The sequence below is a fragment of the Mycobacterium lehmannii genome (assembly GCF_001499925.1).
Classification (GTDB): domain Bacteria; phylum Actinomycetota; class Actinomycetes; order Mycobacteriales; family Mycobacteriaceae; genus Mycobacterium; species Mycobacterium lehmannii.
This window is the reverse complement of the sequence record NZ_LQIR01000012.1, coordinates 297,000-317,154: the sequence shown is the minus strand read 5'-3', so window position 1 is coordinate 317,154 and position 20,155 is coordinate 297,000. Positions and strand designations below refer to the sequence as shown.

Sequence of the window (20,155 nt, the reverse complement as noted above, 5' to 3'; positions counted from 1 at the left end):
TGACTTCGGCCGCGGTTCCGTAGTCTTGGTAGGCGTGAACTCCGTCGTCAGCACCCTGCGCGCGGTCCGAGGGGCGGTGATCGCGACGTTTTCGAGCGTCTCGCGGGTGCGTCTGGTCGGGTCGCTGGCGGCGATTGTGATTCTCGTCGCAGTTGCGTTGCTGGTCCCGGTGCCGACCGCGGTGCAGTTGCGCGATTGGGCCACCTCGGTCGGGCCGTGGTTTCCGCTGGCGTTTCTGGCCGCCCACATCGTGGTGACAGTGTTCCCGTTCCCCCGCACGGCATTCACGCTCGGCGCAGGCCTGCTCTTCGGCCCGGTGCTGGGGATCCCCCTGGCGGTGACGGCGGCGACGATCAGCGCGGTCATCGCGGTGCTGCTCGTGCGCGCCGTGGGCCTTCGACTGGACCGAACGGTGCGCCATCCGCGGATCGAGTCCCTCAACGCGCGGTTGCGCGAACGCGGTTGGCCGACGGTGTTGTCGATGCGGCTCATTCCCGCCGTGCCGTTCGCGGTGCTCAACTACGCCGCGGGCGTGTCGTCGGTGCGCGTGCTCCCCTACGCGCTGGCCACCTTGGCGGGACTGGTGCCGGGCACTGCGGCGGTGGTGATCCTCGGCGACGCGCTGACCGGCAATGTCAGCCCCCTGCTCGTGTTGATCTCGTTCTGCACCGCCAGCCTGGGCGTGGCGGGCCTGGTCTACGAGGTCCGCGTGCACCGGCGCCACCATCGCGAGCGCACGGTCGAAGCCGAGATCGATGAACCGCTGCGCCTGACGCGATGAAGTCGGCCGTCGTCTGCCCTTGATGGGAAGGGTTGGAGCTTTCTACGCTGGTTCGCACACATGAGTGTCGACGTACGGACGAGGGTCGACGGCGACCCCGCAGTTGTTGAGCCCGCCGAGTTCTTCGAGGCCGCGCTCCCGCACTTGTTCGCCGACTCGAACGAGCGGCTCACGCCATCGCTTCAGCAGCGCCCGCCGCGACCGCTGACCGTTTCGGTGGACGATCAGCGCTGGACCCTCGGCGTCGACGGCGACCGCATGACATGCGGGAGAGGGCCGGCGACCGGCACCGTACTGCGAATCGACGCAGAGCAGCTGGCGGCGCTGATCGCCGACCAGGTCACCCCGATGGGGTGGCTGGCCACCGGCGCGCTGGAGGTGCACGGGGAACTGTCTGACGTTTTGGACTGGTGGCTCCTCCTGCGAGCCGCGATCGACGGCACGACCCCTCATGTCAACGGGGCTGTCGTCTTCCTGGATCGCCACGGCGAGCCACTGAACCTGCAAAGCTCTTTCGCCCCAGACGATCCAGCCGAGGAGATGGCCTGGTTCCTCGAACAAGCCGGCTACCTGCACATCAAGGGCGTGTTCAGCCAAGCGGAGATGTCGGCCGTCTCGACGGAAATGGACCTCGCCGCGCCGCGCTACTTCGAGGGCGACGGGCGCTCATGGTGGGCCACCCTGAAAGACGGGACCCACGCGCTGGTGCGGATGCAGGAATTCGATGCAGAGTCTCGGACAGCCGCTGAGCTCGTCGCTGACGAACGTCTTGCCAGAATCGGCAGGTTGACGGGCGACGCACACGTCCCAAGCGGATGGGATGGGAAACGCGTTGAGGCTCTTTTCAAGCCGCTCGGCGTCACAAGGGGCATCTCAGATGTCCCCTGGCACAAAGACTGTGCCCTCGGTCGACACAGTTACGACTGCTGTGGCCTCACGGTCGGCATCTCAGTAACCGCCGGCGGTGCCACGTCGGGTCAGCTGCGAGTGGTCGCCGGTTCGCATCGAGCCCTCGTGTGGCCCGCACCAAGCCTGCAACCCGGTCTCGACCTTCCAGTCGTCGATCTCGCCACCGAGACCGGTGACGTCACCGTCCACCTCTCGTGCACGTTGCACATGGCTCAGCCGCCGGTGGATCGCGACCGACGGGTGATGTACACCAGTTTCAGCCTTCCGACGATCGACGACGGCGCCCAGACCGGCCGTCAGCAGTTGAGGCGCATGGCCGACGCGGCGCCGCTGAACACGAGCCAGTGACCGCCCGGCTGCCACGTCTCAACGGGAGTGCGCCCCGCCGCCGGGCTCGCGTTCCTGCCCCGCAGGGTTGGTCTGCTGGCCGATCCCCGGGAACGACGGCGGCGCGTTGATGGGCGCGGGGCCGTCCACCGACGTGCGCGCCTCGGCTTCGGCCTTGGCCACGGCGCGGGCGATCTCGGGATCGGTCTCGGTGTTGAACCAGTCGGCGACCTCATCGTCGTCGTCGGTCTTGACCGGCGTGTCGTCGACCGGCGACGGGGTGTAGCGAAACACGCCGTCCTCCCCCGGCGCGCCGAGCAGCTTGGTGAAACCCTGTAGCGCCGAACCGAAGTCGCTGGGCACCAGCCACACCTTGTTCGCCTCGCCCTTGGCCATCTGGGGCAGGGTCTGCAGGTACTGATACGCCAGCATCTCCGGCGTTGGCCGGCCCGCCTTGATGGCCGCGAACGTCTTCTCGATGGCCTTCGCCTGGCCCTGGGCCTGCAGGTAGGCCGCCGCGCGCTCGCCTTGGGCGCGCAACATGCGCGACTGGCGATCTGCCTCCGCGGCCAGGATCGCGGCCTGTTTGGCACCCTCGGCGGCCAGGATCTGTGCCTGCTTCTGGCCCTCGGCCTGTTTGATGGCCGATTCCCGGTTGCCTTCCGCGGTCAGGATCATCGCGCGCTTCTCGCGGTCGGCGCGCATCTGCTTTTCCATCGAATCCTGGATCGACGGTGGCGGGTCGATGCTGCGCAACTCGACACGGGCGACCCGCAGCCCCCAGCGGTTGGTGGCCTCGTCGAGCACGCCGCGCAACGCCGTGTTGATCTGGTCGCGTGAGGTAAGCGTCTGCTCCAGCGTCATACCGCCGACGAGGTTGCGCAGCGTGGTCGTGGTCAGCTGCTCGACACCGACGATGTAGTTGCTGATCTGGTAGACCGCGGCCTGCGGGTTGGTCACCTGAAAGTAGACCACCGTGTCGATCTGCACGGTCAGGTTGTCCTCGGTGATCACCGGCTGCGGCGGGAAGGACACCACCCGCTCGCGCAGGTCGACGCGGGCACGGATCCGGTCGACGAACGGCAGCAGCAGTGTCAGCTGACCGGACACGGTCTTGCTGTAGCGGCCGAGCCGTTCGATGACCGCGGCCTCGGCCTGCGGTATCAGCGCGATCGACTTCGCGACGATGATGGCGGCGAACACCACCAGCACGCCGACGAGCACCAGGCCGGCGACGGCTCCATCCATGACGATTCCTTCCCTCGTACCCAGCCTGTTCTAGGCGAGCTTCTGGACGACGGCGGTGGCACCGTCGATCTGCACGACGGTCACCTGGTCCCCTGGTTCGTACACGTCGTTCTCGTTGAGCGGCCGCGCCGTCCAGACTTCACCGTCGAGCTTCACCTGTCCCTCATGCTGGGCCACCCGGTCGAGCACCAGCGCGCTTTTGCCTTCGAGCGCCTTGGCCGGGTCGGGCAGACCGGTACCGGCCTGGAAGTGCCTGCGCAGCGCGGGCCGCACCAGCACAAGCAACAGGATCGACGCGACGGCGAACACCGCGCCGTGGACCCACAGGTCGTCGAAGATCAGGCTGGAACCGGCCGCGGCCAGCGCCCCGCCGCCGAGCATGAGGAGGAACAGGTCGCCGGTCAGTGCTTCGGCACCGGCGAGCGCCAGCGCGGCAATTAACCAGATCAGCGCAGCGGGCATGACACCACCCTATCGTCGCGCCCGAACACCTGCGGGCGTAACAACTACACTTCGAACATCATGTGGTGTCCCAGTGTTTCGCTGTCGGTGTGGGCCAATGCCTGGTTAGCGGGCGTTGCCGCGCCCGACGATGTCCTCGATGCGCTATCACATTGGGCGCCAAAGCATTCCGTAACCGCCTACGATTCCGTGGCGGCCGGCGCGACTGGTTTGCCCTGGCCCGATCTGGTGGATACGGGTGCGGTGTCTCTGCTGCAGACGCTGCGCACGGCCGCCGGCCCCGGCGTGACGGAACCGCCGATCGGCCTGGCCCTTCCGGTGCCCGGCGACGTCCGGGGGCTGCCAGCAGGCACCCAGTTCCAGCGCGACGCGGTGACCGCGGGCGAGGCCCTCGTCGTCTCCGGTGCGGGATCGATCGGCCTGGTGCCGGATTTCGAGTACGACGAATTCGAGGATTCCGACGAGTTCGACCGTGACCCGTGCGGGCTGTCGTGGACGGTGTACTCGATACCCGAAGGATCCCCGCCCGTGGGATACGTAAATCTCGCCGAGGCCGAGTACGCGCTGCGGTCGGCGGTCCGCTCGGCGGCGGACGCGCTCGGGGCACTGCGCGCAGGCGCGGCCGAGATCGACGTGGAGGATCCCCGCGGGCTCGTCGAGCAGGTGCTGGAATCCACCCGCATGCATCGCCTTCCCGACCACGCGCCAGACCGGGCGGCGCGCGTGCTGGAGAACGCCGCGCACGTCGACGCGATCATCTCGGTCAGCGCCGGGCTGATACCGATCGGGCTGCACAGCTCCGCTGAGGTGCAGATCGCCAACGACGCGCTGCGTCCGCTGTCGACCGTGGTGCGCTCGGCGCGACTGGCCGCGGTCGACGCGGTCCTGCACTCAGCCTGGCGAGGCTAGCCGCAGGCCGGCGTGCACAGCACGCCGTCGACCGAATACCCCTGCAGCGGCGGCGGATTCGGTCCTGGCACCCGTTCAGGGTCCCGGCCGTCGCGCAACTCGGCGAGCAGGTCGGCGGCGACACGTGCGAGATCGGCGTTCGGCGTCGCCGCCCTGGTGAACGCCATTCCGGCTTCTTCGGCCTGTTCGCGCAGTTCGGTGTCGAGGTCCCACACCACCTCGATGTGGTCGGCGACGAAACCGATCGGACACACGATCACGGCCGTGGTGCCGTTCTCGACCAGCGACGAAAGATGGTCGCCCACATCGGGTTCCAGCCACGGAACCTGCGGCGGGCCGGATCGGGACTGCCACACCTGGTCGTAGTCGTCATACCCGGCCGCGGCCGCCACCAGCCCGGAGGTATACGCTACCTGGCGCTCGTAAAGCTCTGCGCCACAGCGCGACCGCGCGGCCAGCGGAATCGAGTGAGCGGTGAACACCAGGCGCGCGTCGTGCGGCACCGCCCTCGCTGCGTCGGTGATCGCGTCGGCGAACATCTGCACGAACAGCGGATGGTCGAAGTACTGGCGCAGTTTGATCAGTTGCGGGGCCGCGTCGCCCGCCGCCTGCCGCCCCCTGGCGATGTCCTCGACGTACTGCGTGCAGCTCGAGTAGCCGCCCCACGCGGACGTGGTGAACACCGCCGCACGGCGCACCCCGTCGTCGCGCATGGCGGTCACGGCCTCCTCGACGTAGGGCTCCCAGTTGCGGTTGCCGAAATACACCGGAACGTCGACGTAGGTGCGCAGCCGCTCGATCACCGCCCGGTTGATGCCGTTGATCGGCGAGACGCCGCCGAAATGCAGGTAGTGCTCGGCGACCGACGCCAACCGCTCCCGCGGAATGCCCCGCCCGCGAGTCACGTTCTCCAGGAACGGCATCACGTCTTCGGGGCGCTCCGGCCCGCCGAACGAGAGCAGCAGGACGGCGTCGAAGTCAATGCTCTTCGCGCAAGCGCTCATCGATGTCCATTTACCTGCGGTCCGTCACAGCAACTGCGTACTTGCGCCGCCGTCGGCGTAGATCACGGTGCCGGTGGTGGCAGGCAGCCAGTCCGACAGCAGTGCGCACACCGTCTTGGCCACCGGGGTCGGGTCCTTCATGTCCCAGCCGACCGGCGCGCGCTGATCCCAGCCCTCCTCGAGCAACCGCATCTGCTCACCGGCCTCGGCGCCCAGTGCGCCGCCGACGATCGCGCTCATCGCGAGCGTGCGGATCGGGCCCGCCGCGACGAGGTTGGAACGCACACCGTACGGCCCGGCCTCGCGGGCGACGAAGCGGTTCACCGACTCGAGCGCACTCTTGGCCACGGTCATCCAGTTGTAGGCGGGCATCGCGCGGGTCGGATCGAAGTCCATGCCGACGATGCTGCCGCCGCGGTTCATGATCGGCAGCGTCGCCTTCGCCAACGAGGCATACGAAAAGGCCGAGATGTGAATGCCTTTGGAGACGTCCTCGTAGGGCGCGTCGAAGAACGGGTTGATGCCCATGCCGGACTGCGGCATGAACCCGATCGAGTGCACCACGCCGTCGATCTTGTTGCCTTCGCCGATCACCTCGGTGATGCGCTCGGACAGCGTGTCGAGGTGCTTCTCGTTCTGCACGTCGAGCTCCAACAGCGGCGCCGGATTGGGCAGCCGGTCGGCGATCCGCTGGATCAGCTTCAGCCGGTCGAACCCGGTCAACACCAACTCCGCACCCGACTCCTGGGCGACCTTGGCGATGTGGAACGCGATCGACGAGTCGGTGATGATCCCCGTGACGAGGATGCGCTTGCCGTCGAGCAAACCGGTCATGTGAAAGTCCCTCTCTCTTGCGAAAAGATCTAGTGGCCCATACCCATGCCGCCGTCGACGGGGATCACCGCGCCGGCGATATAGCTGGCATCCTCGGACGCCAGGAAGCTGACCGCGCCGGCCACCTCCTCTGCGGTGCCCACCCGCTTGGCGGGTATGAAATCCAGTGCGCCGGCCTGGATCCGCTCGTCGAGGGCCCGGGTCATCTCGGTGTCGATGTAGCCGGGCGCGACGACGTTGGCGGTGACGTTGGCCTTGGACAGCTCACGCGAGATCGAGCGGGCCATGCCGATCAGCCCCGCCTTGGCGGCCGCGTAGTTGGCCTGGTTGCCGATGCCCCACATGCCCGACACCGAGCCGATGAAGATGATCCGGCCGAACCGCTTGCGCTGCATCGTGCGTGAGGCCCGCTGCGCCACCCGGAACGCGCCGGTGAGGTTGGCGTTGATGACCTCTTCGAAGCGCTCCTCGGTCATCCGCATCAGGAACGCGTCCTTGGAGATGCCGGCGTTGGACACCAGGACCTCCACCGGTCCCTGATGCTCCTCGACCTCTTTGAACGCGCGGTCGACGGCGGCGTTGTCGGTGACGTCGCAGACCACGCCGAACAGCCCCTCGGGGGCCCCCGAACCGCGGTGGGTGACGGCGACCTTGTGACCGTCGGCGGCGAGGCGCTTCGCGATGGCAAGGCCGATGCCACGGTTACCGCCGGTCACCAGCACCGAGCGGGAGACGAAAGGCGGACGACCACCGGCCGATTCGGATTCGGCGGTCGCTCCGGTGTCATTGCTCGTCGCGTGCGCAGTCATGCCCGCCAACCTATCGCCTGCCCGCCATTCTTAAGAAATCGCCTTAGTGAAGTGCCGCGCTCACAGCGGTAGCCGTCGGTTGATCAGCAGGCTGGCCACCGCCGCCACGGCCGCGAACAGGGCGCCGAGCCGGAGCCAGCCGGTGGTCGCCTCACCGCGCACGGTCTCGTACCCGATCTGGTCCTGCAGGGTGTCGTAGACCTTGTTGAGTTCGTCGAGGTTGGACGCGGTGTAGGCCTCGCCGCCGGCGAGCTCTGCGATCTTCTCCATGCCCTCGTCGTCGACGGGCACCGGGACCCGCTCGTTGTTCACCTCGACCGACCCGTTCGGCGTGCCGAACGAGATCGTCGAGATCGGCACGCCCTGATCCTTGGCGGCCCGTGCCGCGGTGAACGCACCCTTGGGGTTGTCGGGGTTGTTCGGCACCGTCTCCTTGCCGTCGGAGAACAGCACGATGTGCGCGGGCGGTGGCGTATCGCCGCCACCGATGACGGCGCCGACGGTGGAGATCGACGACAGTGCGGTGAAGATGGCCTCGCCGGTCGCGGTCTTGTCGGCCACCTGAAGATTCTCGATCGCGCGCCGGCTCGCGTCGCGGTTGGTGGTCGGCGAGACCAGGACGTTGGCGGTCCCGGCATAGGCGATGACGCCGAGGTTGATGCCCGGCGTGAGCTCGTCGACGAACTTCTTCGAGGCCTCCTGGGCCGCGGCCAGGCGGCTCGGGTCGACGTCGGTGGCGCGCATCGACTGGGAGACGTCGATGGCCAGCACCACCACCGCGCGGTTGCGGGGAAGGCGTTGATCATGGGTGGGCCCGGCCAGCGCGATGGTGCACAACAGCAGCGAAATCGCCAGCAGCGCCGCGGGAACGTGACGCATCGGGCTGGGCCGCTTTGGCGCCACGCTGTCGAGCAGCTCGGTGTTGGCGAAGCGCTGCAACCGCCGTCGCCGGGCGATCTGGGCCGCGGCGTACAACCCGGCCAGTGCCACCAGAACCACCACGAACAGGAGGAACCACCAGATGTGCTGAAATCCCGTGAGCGATAGCGGTCCCAGCAGTGGAACTGTCATCTCAGATCGTCATCCCTTGCAAATCAATTCGGCAGACGACGGTTGATGAAAAGGGCCGCAAGCGTCGCCATCGCCAGGGCCAGCGTTCCCAGCCGCAGCCACCCCACGCTCGCATCGCCGCGGATCGTCTCGTAGCCGATCTGCTGCTGCAGGTTGGCGTAGACCTCTCGCAGCTGTTGAAGGCTCGACGCGGTGAACGCCTCGCCGCCGGACAGATCGGCGATCTTCTTGAGCATCTCGTCGTCGACCGGTACGGGTTGGCGCTGGTCGTTGATCTCGACGTAGCCGTACGGCGTGCCGAACGAGATCGTCGAGATCGGCACCCCCTGGTCCTTTGCGGTGCGGGCCGCGGTGTAGGCGCCCTTGGGGTTGTCCGGGTTAGACGGCACCGTCTCCTTGCCGTCGGAGAACAACACGATGCGCGCAGGCGGGGGTTCGTCGCCGCCGCCGATCACCGCCCCCACGGTGGCGATCGCCTGCAGAGCCGTGAAGATGCCCTCACCGGTCGCCGTGCGGTCTGCAAACTCCAGTTTGTCGATTGCGGCCTTGGTGGCCTCCCGTCCCGTGGTCGGCGACACCAGCACCGTCGCCGTGCCGGCGTAGGAGATCAAGCCCAGGTTGATTCCCGGGGTGAGTTCGTCGGCGAACTGTTTGGACGCCTCCTGGGCGGCGGCCATCCGGTTGGGGGCGACGTCGGTGGCGCGCATGGACTGCGAGACGTCCATCACGAGCATCACCACCGCGCGGTTGCGCGGAATGCGGACGTCGTGCGTGGGCGCGGCCATCGCGACCGTCAGAAACACCAGACCGATGACGAGCAGGATCGCGGGAAGATGCCGCCAGCGCGAAGGTCGTTGGGGTGCAACGCTTTCCAACAACTCCATGTTGGCGAACCGCAGCATCCGCCGATGCCGGGCCAGCTGGACGGCCATGTAGAGCCCGACGATTCCGAGCACCGCGAGCAGAAACAGGAAGAACCAGGCGTTTTCGAAACCCGACAGCGTCATGGGTCCGAGCAACGGCAATGTCATGTGCGCCTAATCATCTCGATATCAGGCGTGGCCCGCCAGCGCGCCACGCCTGCGGTTGGCGACGAACCGGACGACGTCGGCGATCCAGTCGCGATCGGTGCGCAGCGTCAGCAGCGGCGCATCACATCGCCGCAACGTCCTGGCCACGTCCGCGCGGTGTGCCGCGGCCGCCCGCTCGAAGTCGTCGCGCAACTGCTCGTCGATGGTGAACTCACGGGTCACTCCGGTCTCGGCGTCCTGCAGCACCACCTCGCCGACCGCGGGCAGTTCGACGTCGCGCGGGTCGAGCACTTCGATTCCGAGCACCTCGTGGCGCCCCGCGATCGCCCGCAGCGGGCGCATCCAGTTGATCGGGCCGAGGAAGTCGCTGATGATCACCGCCATGCCGCGGCGCCGCTCGGGCCTGCGCAGCGCGTCGATCGCGGCGGCCAGATCCCCGCGGACGCCGGCAGGCGCCTTGGGCATCGTCGCGATCGCGCGCAGCATCTCCTGCTCGTGCATCCGGCCCGACAGCGCGGGCACCCGCCGCACGGTGTCGCCGTTGGCGATGATCGCGCCGATCCGGTTGCCGCCCCCGCTGTTGAGGAATGTGATCGCCGCCGCGGCGGCCACCGCGAGATCGCGCTTCTCGCAACCGGTTGTGCCGAAGTCGAGGCTGGCCGACATGTCGATCACGAGCCAGGTCTCGAGTTCGCGGTCGGCGATCATCTGCCGCACGTGCGGATGCGTGGTGCGCGCCGTGACCGACCAGTCCATCCGGCGCACGTCGTCGCCGGGCTGGTAGAGCCGTGACTCCCCCGGTTCCGAACCCGGGCCGGGCAGCAGGCCGAGGTGGTCGCCGTGCAGCACGCCGTCGAGCTTGCGCCGCACCGTCAACTCGAGCTTGCGCAGCGCCGCGCTCAGCGCGGGGTCACGGATCTCGCCGCGCTTCAGCGACGGCAGATCGACTTGGCGCGTCGGGCGGCCTGGTGTTTGAGTCACCGATTGCTGGCCGCACCAGCGGCGGCGGGCACGACGGGCGGCACCGAATGACCTTGCTGCGGAATGGCGTTCACCTGCGGCAGGGCCACGGTCTGCAAGATGCGGTTGATCACCGTCTCGGCCGAGATCTCGTCGGCCAACGCGTCGTAGGTCAACACCAACCGATGCCGCAGCACATCGGGGATGACCTCGACGACGTCCTGCGGGATCACGTAGTCGCGTCCGCGCACGAGCGCCAGCGCGCGCGACGCCGCGATGATGCCCAGCGATGCGCGCGGTGAGGCGCCGTAGGCGATCCACGCCTTCGCGTCGGGCATCCCGAACTTCTCGGGCTGACGCGTCGCGGTCACCACGCGGACGACGTAGTCGACCAGCGCGTGGTGCACGAAGTTGTTGGCCGCCACGTCCTGCAGACGCAGCAGGTCGCCGGGCGCGAGGATCTGCTTGGGCTCCGGCGGCTTGACGCCCATCCGGTAGATGATCTCCCGCTCTTCCTCGGGCGACGGGTAGTCGATGTTCAGCTTGAACAGGAAGCGGTCCCGCTGAGCCTCGGGCAGGGCATACACGCCCTCCTGCTCGATCGGGTTCTGGGTGGCCATCACCAGGAACGGCTGGGGCAACGGGAACGTCTTACCGCCGATGGAGATCTTGCGCTCGGCCATGACCTCGAGCAGCGCGGACTGCACCTTGGCAGGGGCGCGGTTGATCTCGTCGGCGAGCAGGAAGTTGACCACGACGGGCCCGAGCTCGATGTCGAACTCCTCCTTGCCCACCCGGTAGATGCGGGTACCGACGATGTCGGTCGGCACCAGGTCAGGGGTGAACTGGATGCGGGCGAAGGTGCCGCCCACCACCTTGGCGAAGGTCTCGACGGCCAGCGTCTTGGCCACGCCGGGCACACCCTCGAGCAGTACGTGGCCCTTGGCGAGCAGACCGACCAGCATGCGCTCGACCAGCTGGTCCTGGCCGACGATGATGCGCTTCACCTCGAAGACGGCCCGCTCGAGCGTGTGGACCTCCTGCTGCAGACCGCCGTTCTGGGAAGCCGGGCTCGACGGTGCGGCGTGTGAGCCCTGGTATCCCTGTGCCGGTGCCTGGCCGGGGTAGCCTCCAGGCCCCTGCGACGGCCCACTCGGTGAGGTCATCAACGTTCCTTCCACAAAACTCGCTGGTCAGTGCCGCACAGCCCGGTCGCGGCCGCACGCTCGCCGTCAACTATTCCAGGCACGGCAGAATCCGTCGACGCCGCCCGAAACGTTCAGCTTCGGCTCAGGCTCCGCTCAGGATTCGATGATGCGCGCCACATACGGCTGAAGGCCGGAGTGACGCACCGGGCCCACCGTCACCTTGCCCGCGCTGCCCGAGGACTCGAGCATCTGTCCGCCGCCCAGGTAGATGGCGACGTGCTGGCTGCCGCCGGGACCCCAGAACAGCAGGTCGCCGCGCTTGGCCTGCGACGTCGGCACCTTGCGGCCGGTGTCGTACTGGTCGCCGGAGTACTTCGGGATCAGGACCCCGACCCCGGCGAACGAGAACTGGGTGAAACCCGAGCAGTCGAACCCGACGGTGTTGGCCCCCGAGTCGATGCCCCGGCTCGGGCCGTTCGGCTTGCCGCCGCCCCACGAGTACGGCACGCCCATCTGCGAGGCGCCGCGACGGATGACGTACTCGATCGCCTGCGGTCCGCGCACCCGGCCCGGCGCGACGCTGGCCGCCGCGGCCTCCGGTGGCGCAAGACCCAGGGTGGACAGGAACTTGCGGCCCAGGCTCATCGTGACTTCGGTGGCCTGGGCGGTCGCCGCGAGCGACGCGTTGGCGATCGCGAGGGGATCGCCAGGGGCACCGGCGCTGATCAGTTTGGGCAGCGTCGGATCCCACTGGCCGTCCTCGGGTGCGGACGTCGCCGGCGTCGCCAGCCCGACGGTGAGCGCGACGGTCGCCACCAGCAGCGCACAACCGCCCAAGAACCGAATCAGCTTGAAACGCAAAGTCTTCCTAACGTCTTTCGCTTCTGACCGCTCACCATTCGATGAGACGCGTCGCGTACGGGGTCATGCCGCTGGTACGCACGGGCGAGATCTTCACCACCGAACCCGTATAGGGCGCTTCGATCATTTGTCCGTCGCCGAGGTACAGCGCCACGTGCTGGCTGGCGTTGGGGCCCCAGAACAACATGTCGCCACGGCGCATCTGCGACGTCGGGACCTTGCGCCCGGCGTTGTACTGGGAACCCGAATAGTGGTCGAGCTTGATGCCGACGCCTGCGAACGCGTAGAGCATCAGGCCCGAGCAGTCGAAACCGACTGTGCCGGCGCCGGAGTCGATGCCGCGGCTCGGTCCGGCAGCGTTGCCACCGCCCCACGAGTACGGCACGCCCATCTGCGACATGGCGCGCTTGATCACGAACTCGGTCGCCTGCCTGCCGTAGACGCGCGGAATCGCGCCGTTGTTGAAGGCCGGCGCGGCGGCCGGTTGCGGAAGGATTCCCAGCGACTGCAGGAACTTGCGACCGAGGTCCTGGGTCACCTGCGCCGAGGTCGACGCGATGCCGAGAACCGCGTTGATGATCGCGATCGGATCGCCGCTGACGAAGGCGCTGGGGATCGCTGGCAACGTCGGGTCCCAGGGCGTGGCCCAGTTACCGGTGCCGGGGTCGACACCCTCCGGGGCGCGGTCCCAGTCGGGGCTTTTCGGCGTCGCGGCGGCCGCCGGTTGCGCGGCGGCGCCCGCCGGTTGCGCCGGAGCGGCCTGGGTACGCGCCTCGGCGAGCTTGGTCTGCGCGGCCTTGCGTTCGGCGGCCAGCTTGTCGAGCTGGGCCTGCTGGGACTTGAACGTCTCCTGCGCGTTGGTCAGGGCCGAAACCGCGGACTGCTGGCTGGCTTCGGCGTCGGCGACCGCCTTGTCCGCGTTCTGCTTGGCCAGCCGCGCCGCGGACTCGCGGTTGACCTGCTCGGTGCGGGCCCGCTGTAGATCGGCGATCACCTGCTGCGAGCTGATCGCCAGCGTCTGGCCCGCCGCGGCCGTCTTGATGACCTCGGCGGGATCGCCCGCGGTCAGGTACGAATCCGAGGGGCCGTTGACGTACGTCGCGGCGGCGAAGGAGTTGAACCGCTTCTGCGCCTGCTCGATCGCGATGTTGGCGTGCTCGACGCGCTGCCGGCTCGCGTCGACCTCACGCTGCGCGGCGTCGGCGTTGTCCCGGGCGGTCTGCACGTCGAGGATCGCCTTGTTGACGCTTTCCTGCTGCTGCTGAATCTCGGCGCCGAGATCCTGCAGCTTCTGATCGGCATCGGCGACGGCGGCGACCAGCGCGGCAAGGCTGTCGGGGCTGTCGGGTTGCGCGAGGGCCAGGCCGGGGGTGGTGGACAACATGGCTGCCACGATCAGGGCCGCGCAGAACCGTCCACACGGCCGCGTAGCGGATGCGCCAGGTGTGCGTCTCATCCGACTCAGTTCTCCTATGGCTTCAGGCGAACGTGCGGACACATTCGTCACGGTGACTGTGCTCATTTGTCACAGGATGCACATCTACAACACAGTTACCGATTGCACCGTACGTCACATCTGACGCCAAAGAAACTTAAGTCGCGAATTACAAGTTTGTAATTGAAAGAAGTGTTATCGGGTCGTGACTTCGCGAATACCGGGGCATTCTGCAGTCACTCCAAAACCGTTGGCGCAGTGGGGATTCAGGCGTTTCTATGCGACGCGAGACGCCTGGCGCGAACCTGCAAAAGTCGCGTACCGATAACGGCGGCAACCACTCCCAGAACCACCACAATCGTCAATGCAGTCCACGGAAAGTGTGTTGCCGTCAGCTCACTGAGGAAATTCTTCGAACCCTGCACCGGACCGCGCCCTTCGGCCACGTCCTGACCCGCCTCAAGCGTCATGCGGTCGAACGTCGTACTGAAGGTGCCCGAATCCGTCGGGCTGAGCACGAGCACCGTCGACCCCGGAAACGCCTCGCCCACCTCGGTCGCGATATCGCGCAGCGGCGTGTCGATCGGCGGGTTCTGGTCCACGACGACGATCTTCAGGTCGACGCCCTTCTGCTGGGCCTCGGTGACCACCTCGGGCAGGCCCTCGTTCTCGGGTGTGGGCGACGCGCTCACCCCGTCGTCACGGACGTCCTCGATGACCAGGTTCAAGCACGTGTCGACCGGCGTGGTCGCGGGGTCCATGCCCACGGGCCCGCAGACGTCGGGCGGGATGTAGGCCGGCAGAAAGGGAATCACATGCGGTCCGAACACAGAAGAACCGTACGTGATGGGTACTCAGCTGAGTGACAGCACGCGCTGTGGGTACGAGACTGAGAACCGACCCTGACCGTCTTGCAGGACAAGCGTACTGTTAGGGTTGTAACGCGGCCGTCACAGCCCGTCGGCTGCGAGAACTAGCCGGGAGTTGATGTGAGCAAAGGTAATACGGAAAATTCTTCCCCCAATTCTTTTGACGCCCGCGACACCCTGAAGGTCGGAGACAAGAGCTACGAGATCTACCGCCTCGACGCGGTGCCGGGTACCGACAAGCTGCCCTACAGCCTGAAGGTCCTTGCCGAGAACCTGCTGCGCAACGAGGACGGCGCCAACATCACCAAGGACCACATCGAGGCCATCGCCAACTGGGATCCCGACGCCGATCCCAGCGTGGAGATCCAGTTCACCCCCGCGCGCGTGGTGATGCAGGACTTCACCGGTGTGCCGTGCATCGTCGACCTGGCCACCATGCGCGAAGCGATCGCCGACCTCGGCGGTGACCCCGAGAAGGTCAACCCGCTGGCCCCCGCCGACCTGGTGATCGACCACTCGGTGATCGCTGACCTGTTCGGCCGCGAAGACGCGTTCGAACGCAACGTCGAGATCGAGTACGAACGCAACGGCGAGCGTTATCAGTTCCTGCGTTGGGGCCAGGGCGCCTTCGACGACTTCAAGGTGGTTCCGCCGGGCACCGGCATCGTCCACCAGGTCAACATCGAATACCTGGCCAGCGTCGTAATGGACCGCGACGGGGTGGCGTACCCGGACACCTGTGTGGGCACCGACAGCCACACCACCATGGTCAACGGTCTCGGCGTGCTGGGCTGGGGCGTCGGCGGTATCGAGGCTGAGGCCGCGATGTTGGGCCAGCCCGTGTCGATGCTCATCCCCCGGGTCGTCGGGTTCAAGCTGACCGGTGAGCGGCAGCCGGGCGTGACGGCCACCGACGTCGTGCTCACGGTCACCGAGATGCTGCGCGAGCACGGCGTGGTCGGCAAGTTCGTCGAGTTCTACGGCGACGGTGTGGCCGAGGTGCCGCTGGCCAACCGGGCCACGCTGGGCAACATGAGCCCCGAGTTCGGTTCCACCGCGGCGATCTTCCCCATCGACGAGGAGACCATCAGCTATCTGCGCTTCACCGGGCGCAGCGAGGAGCAGTTGGCGCTCGTCGAGGCGTACGCCAAGGAACAGGGCATCTGGCACGACCCCAAGCGGGAGCCCAAGTTCTCCGAATACATCGAGTTGGACCTGTCTGACGTGGTGCCGTCGATCGCCGGACCGAAGCGTCCACAGGACCGCATCGCGCTCAACGAGGCCAAGGGGGCCTTCCGTCAGGACATCACCGACTACGTCGAAGACGGCGAATTCAACGGCGAGTACTCCCAACTCGACGAGGCGATCGACGAGACGTTCCCGGCCAGCGATCCGGTGCGCAACACGTCGTTCCTCAACAACAAGAAGCCGCCCGCCCATGTCGAGAGCGCGGCGGTCGAACCCAATGGCCGGCCGAGTAAGCCGGTAACCGTGAGTTCGGACGAACTGGGTGAGTTCGTGCTCGACCACGGCGCGGTCGTCATCGCAGCGATCACGTCGTGCACCAACACCTCCAATCCCGAGGTCATGCTCGGCGCGGCGCTGCTGGCCAAGAACGCGGTCGAGAAGGGTCTGGCCACCAAGCCGTGGGTGAAGACGACGATGGCTCCGGGCTCGCAGGTGGTCACCGACTACTACGAGAAGGCCGGGCTGTGGCCGTATCTGGAGAAGTTGGGCTTCTTCCTCGTCGGCTACGGCTGCACGACCTGCATCGGCAACAGCGGGCCGCTGCCCGAGGAGATCAGCGAGGCCGTCAACGACAACGATCTCGCCGTGGCGGCGGTGCTGTCGGGCAACCGCAACTTCGAGGGCCGGATCAACCCCGACACCAAGATGAACTACCTGGCGTCCCCTCCGCTGGTGATCGCCTATGCACTCGCCGGTACGATGGACTTCGACTTCGACAAGATGCCGTTAGGCCAGGACAAGGACGGTAACGACGTCTACCTGCGCGACATCTGGCCGTCGCAGTCCGACATCAACGACACGATCGCCGAGGCGATCAGCCAGGAGATGTTCACCAAGAACTACGCCGACGTCTTCAAGGGTGACGAGCGCTGGCGCAACCTGCCCACGCCGGAGGGCAACACCTTCGAATGGGCCGAGGATTCGACCTACGTGCGCAAACCCCCGTACTTCGACGGGATGTCGGCCGAGCCGGAACCGGTGACCGACATCAAGGGTGCGAGAGTGCTGGCGCTGCTGGGTGATTCGGTGACCACCGACCACATCTCCCCGGCCGGTGCCATCAAGCCGGGCACGCCCGCTGCGCAGTATCTCGACGAGCACGGCGTCGAGCGTGCGGACTACAACTCGTTCGGTTCCCGGCGAGGCAACCACGAGGTGATGATCCGTGGCACGTTCGCCAACATCCGGCTGCGCAACCAGTTGCTCGACGACGTCTCGGGTGGCTACACCCGCGACTTCACCAAGGACGGCGAGCAGGCGTTCATCTACGATGCCGCGCAAAACTATGCGGCGCAGGATATCCCGCTCGTCGTGCTCGGCGGCAAGGAGTACGGCTCGGGTTCGTCGCGTGACTGGGCGGCCAAGGGCACGCGGCTGCTTGGTGTGCGCGCGGTGATCACCGAGTCGTTTGAGCGGATCCACCGGTCGAACCTGATCGGCATGGGCGTGATTCCACTGCAGTTCCCCGAGGGTGAGACCGCGGAGTCGCTGGGCCTCGACGGCACAGAGACATTCGACATCACCGGCATCGAGGAGCTCAACGAGGACAAGACGCCGAAGACGGTGCACGTCACCGCCGCGAAAAACGATGGAGCGGACGGCTCCAACGTCGAGTTCGATGCGGTGGTGCGTATCGACACCCCGGGTGAGGCGGACTACTACCGCAACGGCGGCATCCTGCAGTACGTGCTGCGCAACATGCTCGAGTCGCAGTAACGCGGAAGGGACAACCGCGTTGCCCCGGGTCACCGACGACCACCTGGCGGCGCGTCGTCGGCAGATTCTCGACGGCGCCCGCCGGTGTTTCGCGGAGTACGGCTACGACAAGGCGACCGTGCGACGGCTCGAGCAGACGATCGGGCTGTCGCGCGGCGCCATCTTCCACCACTTCCGGGACAAGGACACGCTGTTCTTCGAACTGGCCCGCGAGGACGCCGAGCGCATGGCCGATGTCGCTGCGCGCGAGGGACTGGTCCAGGTCATGCGCGACATGCTGGCCGCGCCCGATCAGTTCGACTGGCTGGCCACCAGGCTCGAGATCGCGCGAAAGCTGCGCAACGATCCGGAGTTCCACCGCGGTTGGGCAGAACGGTCCGCCGAACTGTCGGTGGCCACGACCCAGCGGCTACGCATGCAGAAGCAGGCAGGCCGGCTGCGCGACGACGTTCCCAGCACCGTGCTGCAGACCTATCTCGATCTCGTCCTCGACGGCCTGGTCGCACGTTTGGCGTCTGGGGACGATCCCGAAAAGCTCAGTGCCGTACTGGACCTGGTCGAGGCGTCACTGCGGCAGCGACGCGACCAAGAGACCGTGCGGCAGGCCGACTAGCGGCGCCTGCTGCGGTGGTTCGGACCCCCACGGCTGCGCATCGTCGTACCCGACTCACGCAGCATGCTGTGGATCGAACCATACGAGCGTCCCGTGGACGCGACCAGAGTACGGATACTTGCCCCACCCTCGTAAGCACTCCGTAGCTCGTTCAGCAACTGGTCTCTCGACTTGTCCAGCTTTTTCATCAGCACCTCCCCGCTTCGATGCCCCGACGGATACCCAGCGTAGGAAGCGGTTACACACAGCGTTTGAAAATGACCAAACGCTTCGCGTAATGGCCAGAGCTGTTCAAGCCAACTCGATCAGGTCGCGATAATCCTCGGACCAGTAGTCCTCGGTGCCATCAGGGAGCAGGACCACGCGTTGCGGTTCGAGCGCCTCGGCGGCGCCGGGATCGTGGGTCACCAACACCACCGCGCCGAGGTAGCTGCGCAGCGCATCGAGCACCTGCTCGCGCGACGCGGGATCGAGGTTGTTCGTCGGCTCGTCGAGCAGCAGCACGTTCGCGGTCGATGCGACAAGACCGGCCAACGCCAGCCTGGTTTTCTCGCCGCCGGACAGTGTGCCCGCCGGCTGATCCAGCTGCGGTCCGCTGAACATGAAGGCGCCCAACAGCCCGCGCAGGTCCTGCTCGCCGGTGTCGGGTGCCGCGTGGCGGATGTTCTCCCACACCGTCGCGTTGTTGTCGAGGGTGTCGTGTTCCTGGGCGAAGTAGCCGAGCTTGAGGCCGTGACCGGGTTCGAGTCGACCGGCGTCGGGCGTCTCGGCCCCCGCCAGCAGGCGCAACAGGGTGGTCTTGCCTGCGCCGTTGAGCCCCAGCACCACCACCCGCGAACCCCGGTCGATCGCCAGGTCGACGCCGGTGAAGACCTCGAGTGAGCCGTAGTTCTTGGTCAGCCCCTTGGCGACGAGCGGGGTCCGCCCACACGGCGCGGGGGTCGGGAACTTGATGCGCGCCACCTTGTCGGCGACGCGTTCCTCGTCGAGTGCGGCCATCATCCGGTCGGCGCGACGCAGCATATTCTGCGCGGCAACGGCTTTGGTGGCCTTGGCCCCCATCTTGGCCGCCTGGGTGCGTAGCGCGGACGCCTTGCGTTCGGCGTTGGCGCGTTCGCGGCGGCGCCGGGCTTCGTCGGTTGCGCGGGCGTCGAGGTATTTCTGCCAGCCCATGTTGTAGACGTCGACCTCGCTGCGGACGGCGTCGAGGAACCACACCCGGTTCACCACATCGGCGAGCAGATCGACGTTGTGGCTGATGACCACCAGGCCACCGGGATGGTTCTGCAGAAAGTCGCGCAGCCAGCCGATGGAGTCGGCGTCGAGGTGGTTGGTCGGTTCGTCGAGCAGCAGCGTCGTGCTCGAGCCCGCGCCGCTGTCGGAGGCGGCGAACAGGATCCGGGCCAGCTCGACGCGTCGGCGCTGCCCGCCGGAGAGTGTGCGCAGCGGTTGGGTGAGGACCCGCTCCGGTAGCCCGAGGCTCGCGCAGATCCGGCCCGCCTCGCTCTCGGCGGCGTAACCACCCAGCGCCGCGAACCGTTCCTCGAGCTGGCCGTACTTTCGCACGGCCTTGTCGCGGGCGGCATCGTCGGCGACTTCGGCCATCAGCAGCTGCTGCTTCTCGAGGTCGGCAAGCAGGGTGTCCAGGCCGCGCGCCGACAGAACCCGGTCCCTGGCGAGCACGTCCAGGTCGCCTTCCCTGGGATCCTGTGGCAGATAACCGATCTCGCCGTTGCGGATGATGTCGCCCGCATACGGCTCGCCCTCGCCGGCGAGGATGCGCATCGTGGTGGTCTTACCCGCGCCGTTGCGGCCGACCAGTCCGATCCGGTCGCCAGGCTGTACGCGAAGCGCGGTCCCGTCGGTGGACAGCAATGTGCGCGCCCCAGCGCGGACCTCGAGGTCCGTTGCGGTGATCAC

The 20,155-nt window shown here is 67.2% G+C and carries 19 protein-coding genes; 5 read left to right on the top strand and 14 right to left on the bottom strand.

All coding sequences use genetic code 11. The features are described 5' to 3' along the window. Positions 1-34 precede the first annotated feature (34 nt). Positions 35-781 (top strand): TVP38/TMEM64 family protein, encoded by a 747-nt coding sequence (locus AU192_RS09520; RefSeq protein WP_064395519.1) that lies wholly within the window; start codon positions 35-37, stop codon positions 779-781. A gap of 60 nt (positions 782-841) precedes the next feature. Next, entirely contained in the window at positions 842-2,038 is a 1,197-nt protein-coding gene (locus AU192_RS09515; RefSeq protein WP_064395518.1) for a phytanoyl-CoA dioxygenase family protein, read from the top strand. Positions 2,039-2,056: 18 nt separating this feature from the next. Here the strand turns inward: AU192_RS09515 and AU192_RS09510 are convergent, their stop codons facing one another. Further along, positions 2,057-3,265 carry an SPFH domain-containing protein gene (locus AU192_RS09510; RefSeq protein ID WP_064395517.1) on the bottom strand — a complete coding sequence of 403 codons (1,209 nt, stop codon included), beginning with the start codon at positions 3,263-3,265 and terminating at the stop codon, positions 2,057-2,059. Between the two features lie 30 nt (positions 3,266-3,295). After that, the gene (locus AU192_RS09505; RefSeq protein WP_064395516.1) at positions 3,296-3,727 is read right to left on the bottom strand and encodes an NfeD family protein; all 432 of its coding nucleotides are present in this window, start codon (positions 3,725-3,727) and stop codon (positions 3,296-3,298) included. 60 nt (positions 3,728-3,787) lie between these two features. On the opposite strand from AU192_RS09505, the gene AU192_RS09500 reads away from it, so the two are divergent. Then, positions 3,788-4,636, top strand: coding sequence for a hypothetical protein (locus AU192_RS09500; RefSeq protein ID WP_064395515.1), 849 nt, complete (start codon positions 3,788-3,790; stop codon positions 4,634-4,636). Here the strand turns inward: AU192_RS09500 and AU192_RS09495 are convergent. The 10 genes from AU192_RS09495 to AU192_RS09450 all read right to left on the bottom strand — a co-directional run bounded on the left by AU192_RS09495 (position 4,633) and on the right by AU192_RS09450 (position 14,619). Further along, positions 4,633-5,619, bottom strand: a complete 987-nt coding sequence (locus tag AU192_RS09495; RefSeq protein WP_064395638.1) for a ferrochelatase — start codon at positions 5,617-5,619, stop codon at positions 4,633-4,635. The genes AU192_RS09500 and AU192_RS09495 overlap by 4 nt on opposite strands. A gap of 45 nt (positions 5,620-5,664) precedes the next feature. Further along, positions 5,665-6,474 carry an NADH-dependent enoyl-ACP reductase InhA gene (gene inhA / locus AU192_RS09490; RefSeq protein ID WP_064395514.1) on the bottom strand — a complete coding sequence of 270 codons (810 nt, stop codon included), beginning with the start codon at positions 6,472-6,474 and terminating at the stop codon, positions 5,665-5,667. A 29-nt stretch (positions 6,475-6,503) separates the two neighbouring features. Then, complete coding sequence (gene fabG1 / locus AU192_RS09485; protein ID WP_064395513.1) at positions 6,504-7,283, bottom strand: 3-oxoacyl-ACP reductase FabG1; 780 nt, start codon at positions 7,281-7,283, stop codon at positions 6,504-6,506. Positions 7,284-7,343: 60 nt separating this feature from the next. After that, on the bottom strand, positions 7,344-8,354 hold the full coding sequence (locus AU192_RS09480) for a VWA domain-containing protein (protein ID WP_064395512.1): 1,011 nt from the start codon (positions 8,352-8,354) through the stop codon (positions 7,344-7,346). A 23-nt stretch (positions 8,355-8,377) separates the two neighbouring features. Continuing rightward, entirely contained in the window at positions 8,378-9,385 is a 1,008-nt protein-coding gene (locus tag AU192_RS09475) for a VWA domain-containing protein (protein ID WP_064395511.1), read from the bottom strand. Positions 9,386-9,406: 21 nt separating this feature from the next. Then, positions 9,407-10,366, bottom strand: coding sequence for a DUF58 domain-containing protein (locus AU192_RS09470; RefSeq protein WP_064395510.1), 960 nt, complete (start codon positions 10,364-10,366; stop codon positions 9,407-9,409). Further along, entirely contained in the window at positions 10,363-11,511 is a 1,149-nt protein-coding gene (moxR1, locus tag AU192_RS09465; protein WP_064348434.1) for a chaperone MoxR1, read from the bottom strand. Before moxR1 ends, AU192_RS09470 begins: the two co-directional genes overlap by 4 nt. 135 nt (positions 11,512-11,646) lie before the next feature. Next, a complete protein-coding gene (ripB, locus tag AU192_RS09460) occupies positions 11,647-12,354 on the bottom strand; it encodes an NlpC/P60 family peptidoglycan endopeptidase RipB (protein WP_064395509.1) in 708 nt (235 codons plus the stop codon). Positions 12,355-12,385: 31 nt separating this feature from the next. Beyond that, positions 12,386-13,810 carry an NlpC/P60 family peptidoglycan endopeptidase RipA gene (gene ripA / locus AU192_RS09455; RefSeq protein ID WP_064395508.1) on the bottom strand — a complete coding sequence of 475 codons (1,425 nt, stop codon included), beginning with the start codon at positions 13,808-13,810 and terminating at the stop codon, positions 12,386-12,388. 245 nt (positions 13,811-14,055) lie between these two features. After that, the gene (locus AU192_RS09450) at positions 14,056-14,619 is read right to left on the bottom strand and encodes an Rv1476 family membrane protein (RefSeq protein WP_064395507.1); all 564 of its coding nucleotides are present in this window, start codon (positions 14,617-14,619) and stop codon (positions 14,056-14,058) included. Between the two features lie 159 nt (positions 14,620-14,778). On the opposite strand from AU192_RS09450, the gene AU192_RS09445 reads away from it, so the two are divergent. Together AU192_RS09445 and AU192_RS09440 are read left to right on the top strand one after the other, a co-directional pair. Beyond that, positions 14,779-17,622, top strand: coding sequence for an aconitate hydratase (locus AU192_RS09445; RefSeq protein ID WP_064395506.1), 2,844 nt, complete (start codon positions 14,779-14,781; stop codon positions 17,620-17,622). A gap of 19 nt (positions 17,623-17,641) precedes the next feature. Further along, positions 17,642-18,235 carry a TetR/AcrR family transcriptional regulator gene (locus AU192_RS09440; protein WP_064395505.1) on the top strand — a complete coding sequence of 198 codons (594 nt, stop codon included), beginning with the start codon at positions 17,642-17,644 and terminating at the stop codon, positions 18,233-18,235. On the opposite strand, the gene AU192_RS25040 is transcribed toward AU192_RS09440, so the two are convergent. Further along, positions 18,232-18,423, bottom strand: coding sequence for a helix-turn-helix domain-containing protein (locus AU192_RS25040; protein WP_064348432.1), 192 nt, complete (start codon positions 18,421-18,423; stop codon positions 18,232-18,234). The genes AU192_RS09440 and AU192_RS25040 overlap by 4 nt on opposite strands. 103 nt (positions 18,424-18,526) lie before the next feature. Then, positions 18,527-20,155, bottom strand: a complete 1,629-nt coding sequence (locus AU192_RS09435) for an ABC-F family ATP-binding cassette domain-containing protein (RefSeq protein WP_064395504.1) — start codon at positions 20,153-20,155, stop codon at positions 18,527-18,529.

Bases quoted from the DNA above. Each gene is read 5' to 3' on its own strand.
- AU192_RS09515 (WP_064395518.1), top strand. From the start codon at position 842: ATGAGTGTCGACGTACGGACGAGGGTCGACGGCGACCCCGCAGTTGTT.
- AU192_RS09510 (WP_064395517.1), bottom strand. From the start codon at position 3,265: ATGGATGGAGCCGTCGCCGGCCTGGTGCTCGTCGGCGTGCTGGTGGTG.
- AU192_RS09505 (WP_064395516.1), bottom strand. From the start codon at position 3,727: ATGCCCGCTGCGCTGATCTGGTTAATTGCCGCGCTGGCGCTCGCCGGT.
- AU192_RS09500 (WP_064395515.1), top strand. From the start codon at position 3,788: ATGTGGTGTCCCAGTGTTTCGCTGTCGGTGTGGGCCAATGCCTGGTTA.
- inhA (WP_064395514.1), bottom strand. From the start codon at position 6,474: ATGACCGGTTTGCTCGACGGCAAGCGCATCCTCGTCACGGGGATCATC.
- fabG1 (WP_064395513.1), bottom strand. From the start codon at position 7,283: ATGACTGCGCACGCGACGAGCAATGACACCGGAGCGACCGCCGAATCC.
- AU192_RS09480 (WP_064395512.1), bottom strand. From the start codon at position 8,354: ATGACAGTTCCACTGCTGGGACCGCTATCGCTCACGGGATTTCAGCAC.
- AU192_RS09475 (WP_064395511.1), bottom strand. From the start codon at position 9,385: ATGACATTGCCGTTGCTCGGACCCATGACGCTGTCGGGTTTCGAAAAC.
- moxR1 (WP_064348434.1), bottom strand. From the start codon at position 11,511: ATGACCTCACCGAGTGGGCCGTCGCAGGGGCCTGGAGGCTACCCCGGC.
- ripA (WP_064395508.1), bottom strand. From the start codon at position 13,810: ATGAGACGCACACCTGGCGCATCCGCTACGCGGCCGTGTGGACGGTTC.
- AU192_RS25040 (WP_064348432.1), bottom strand. From the start codon at position 18,423: ATGAAAAAGCTGGACAAGTCGAGAGACCAGTTGCTGAACGAGCTACGG.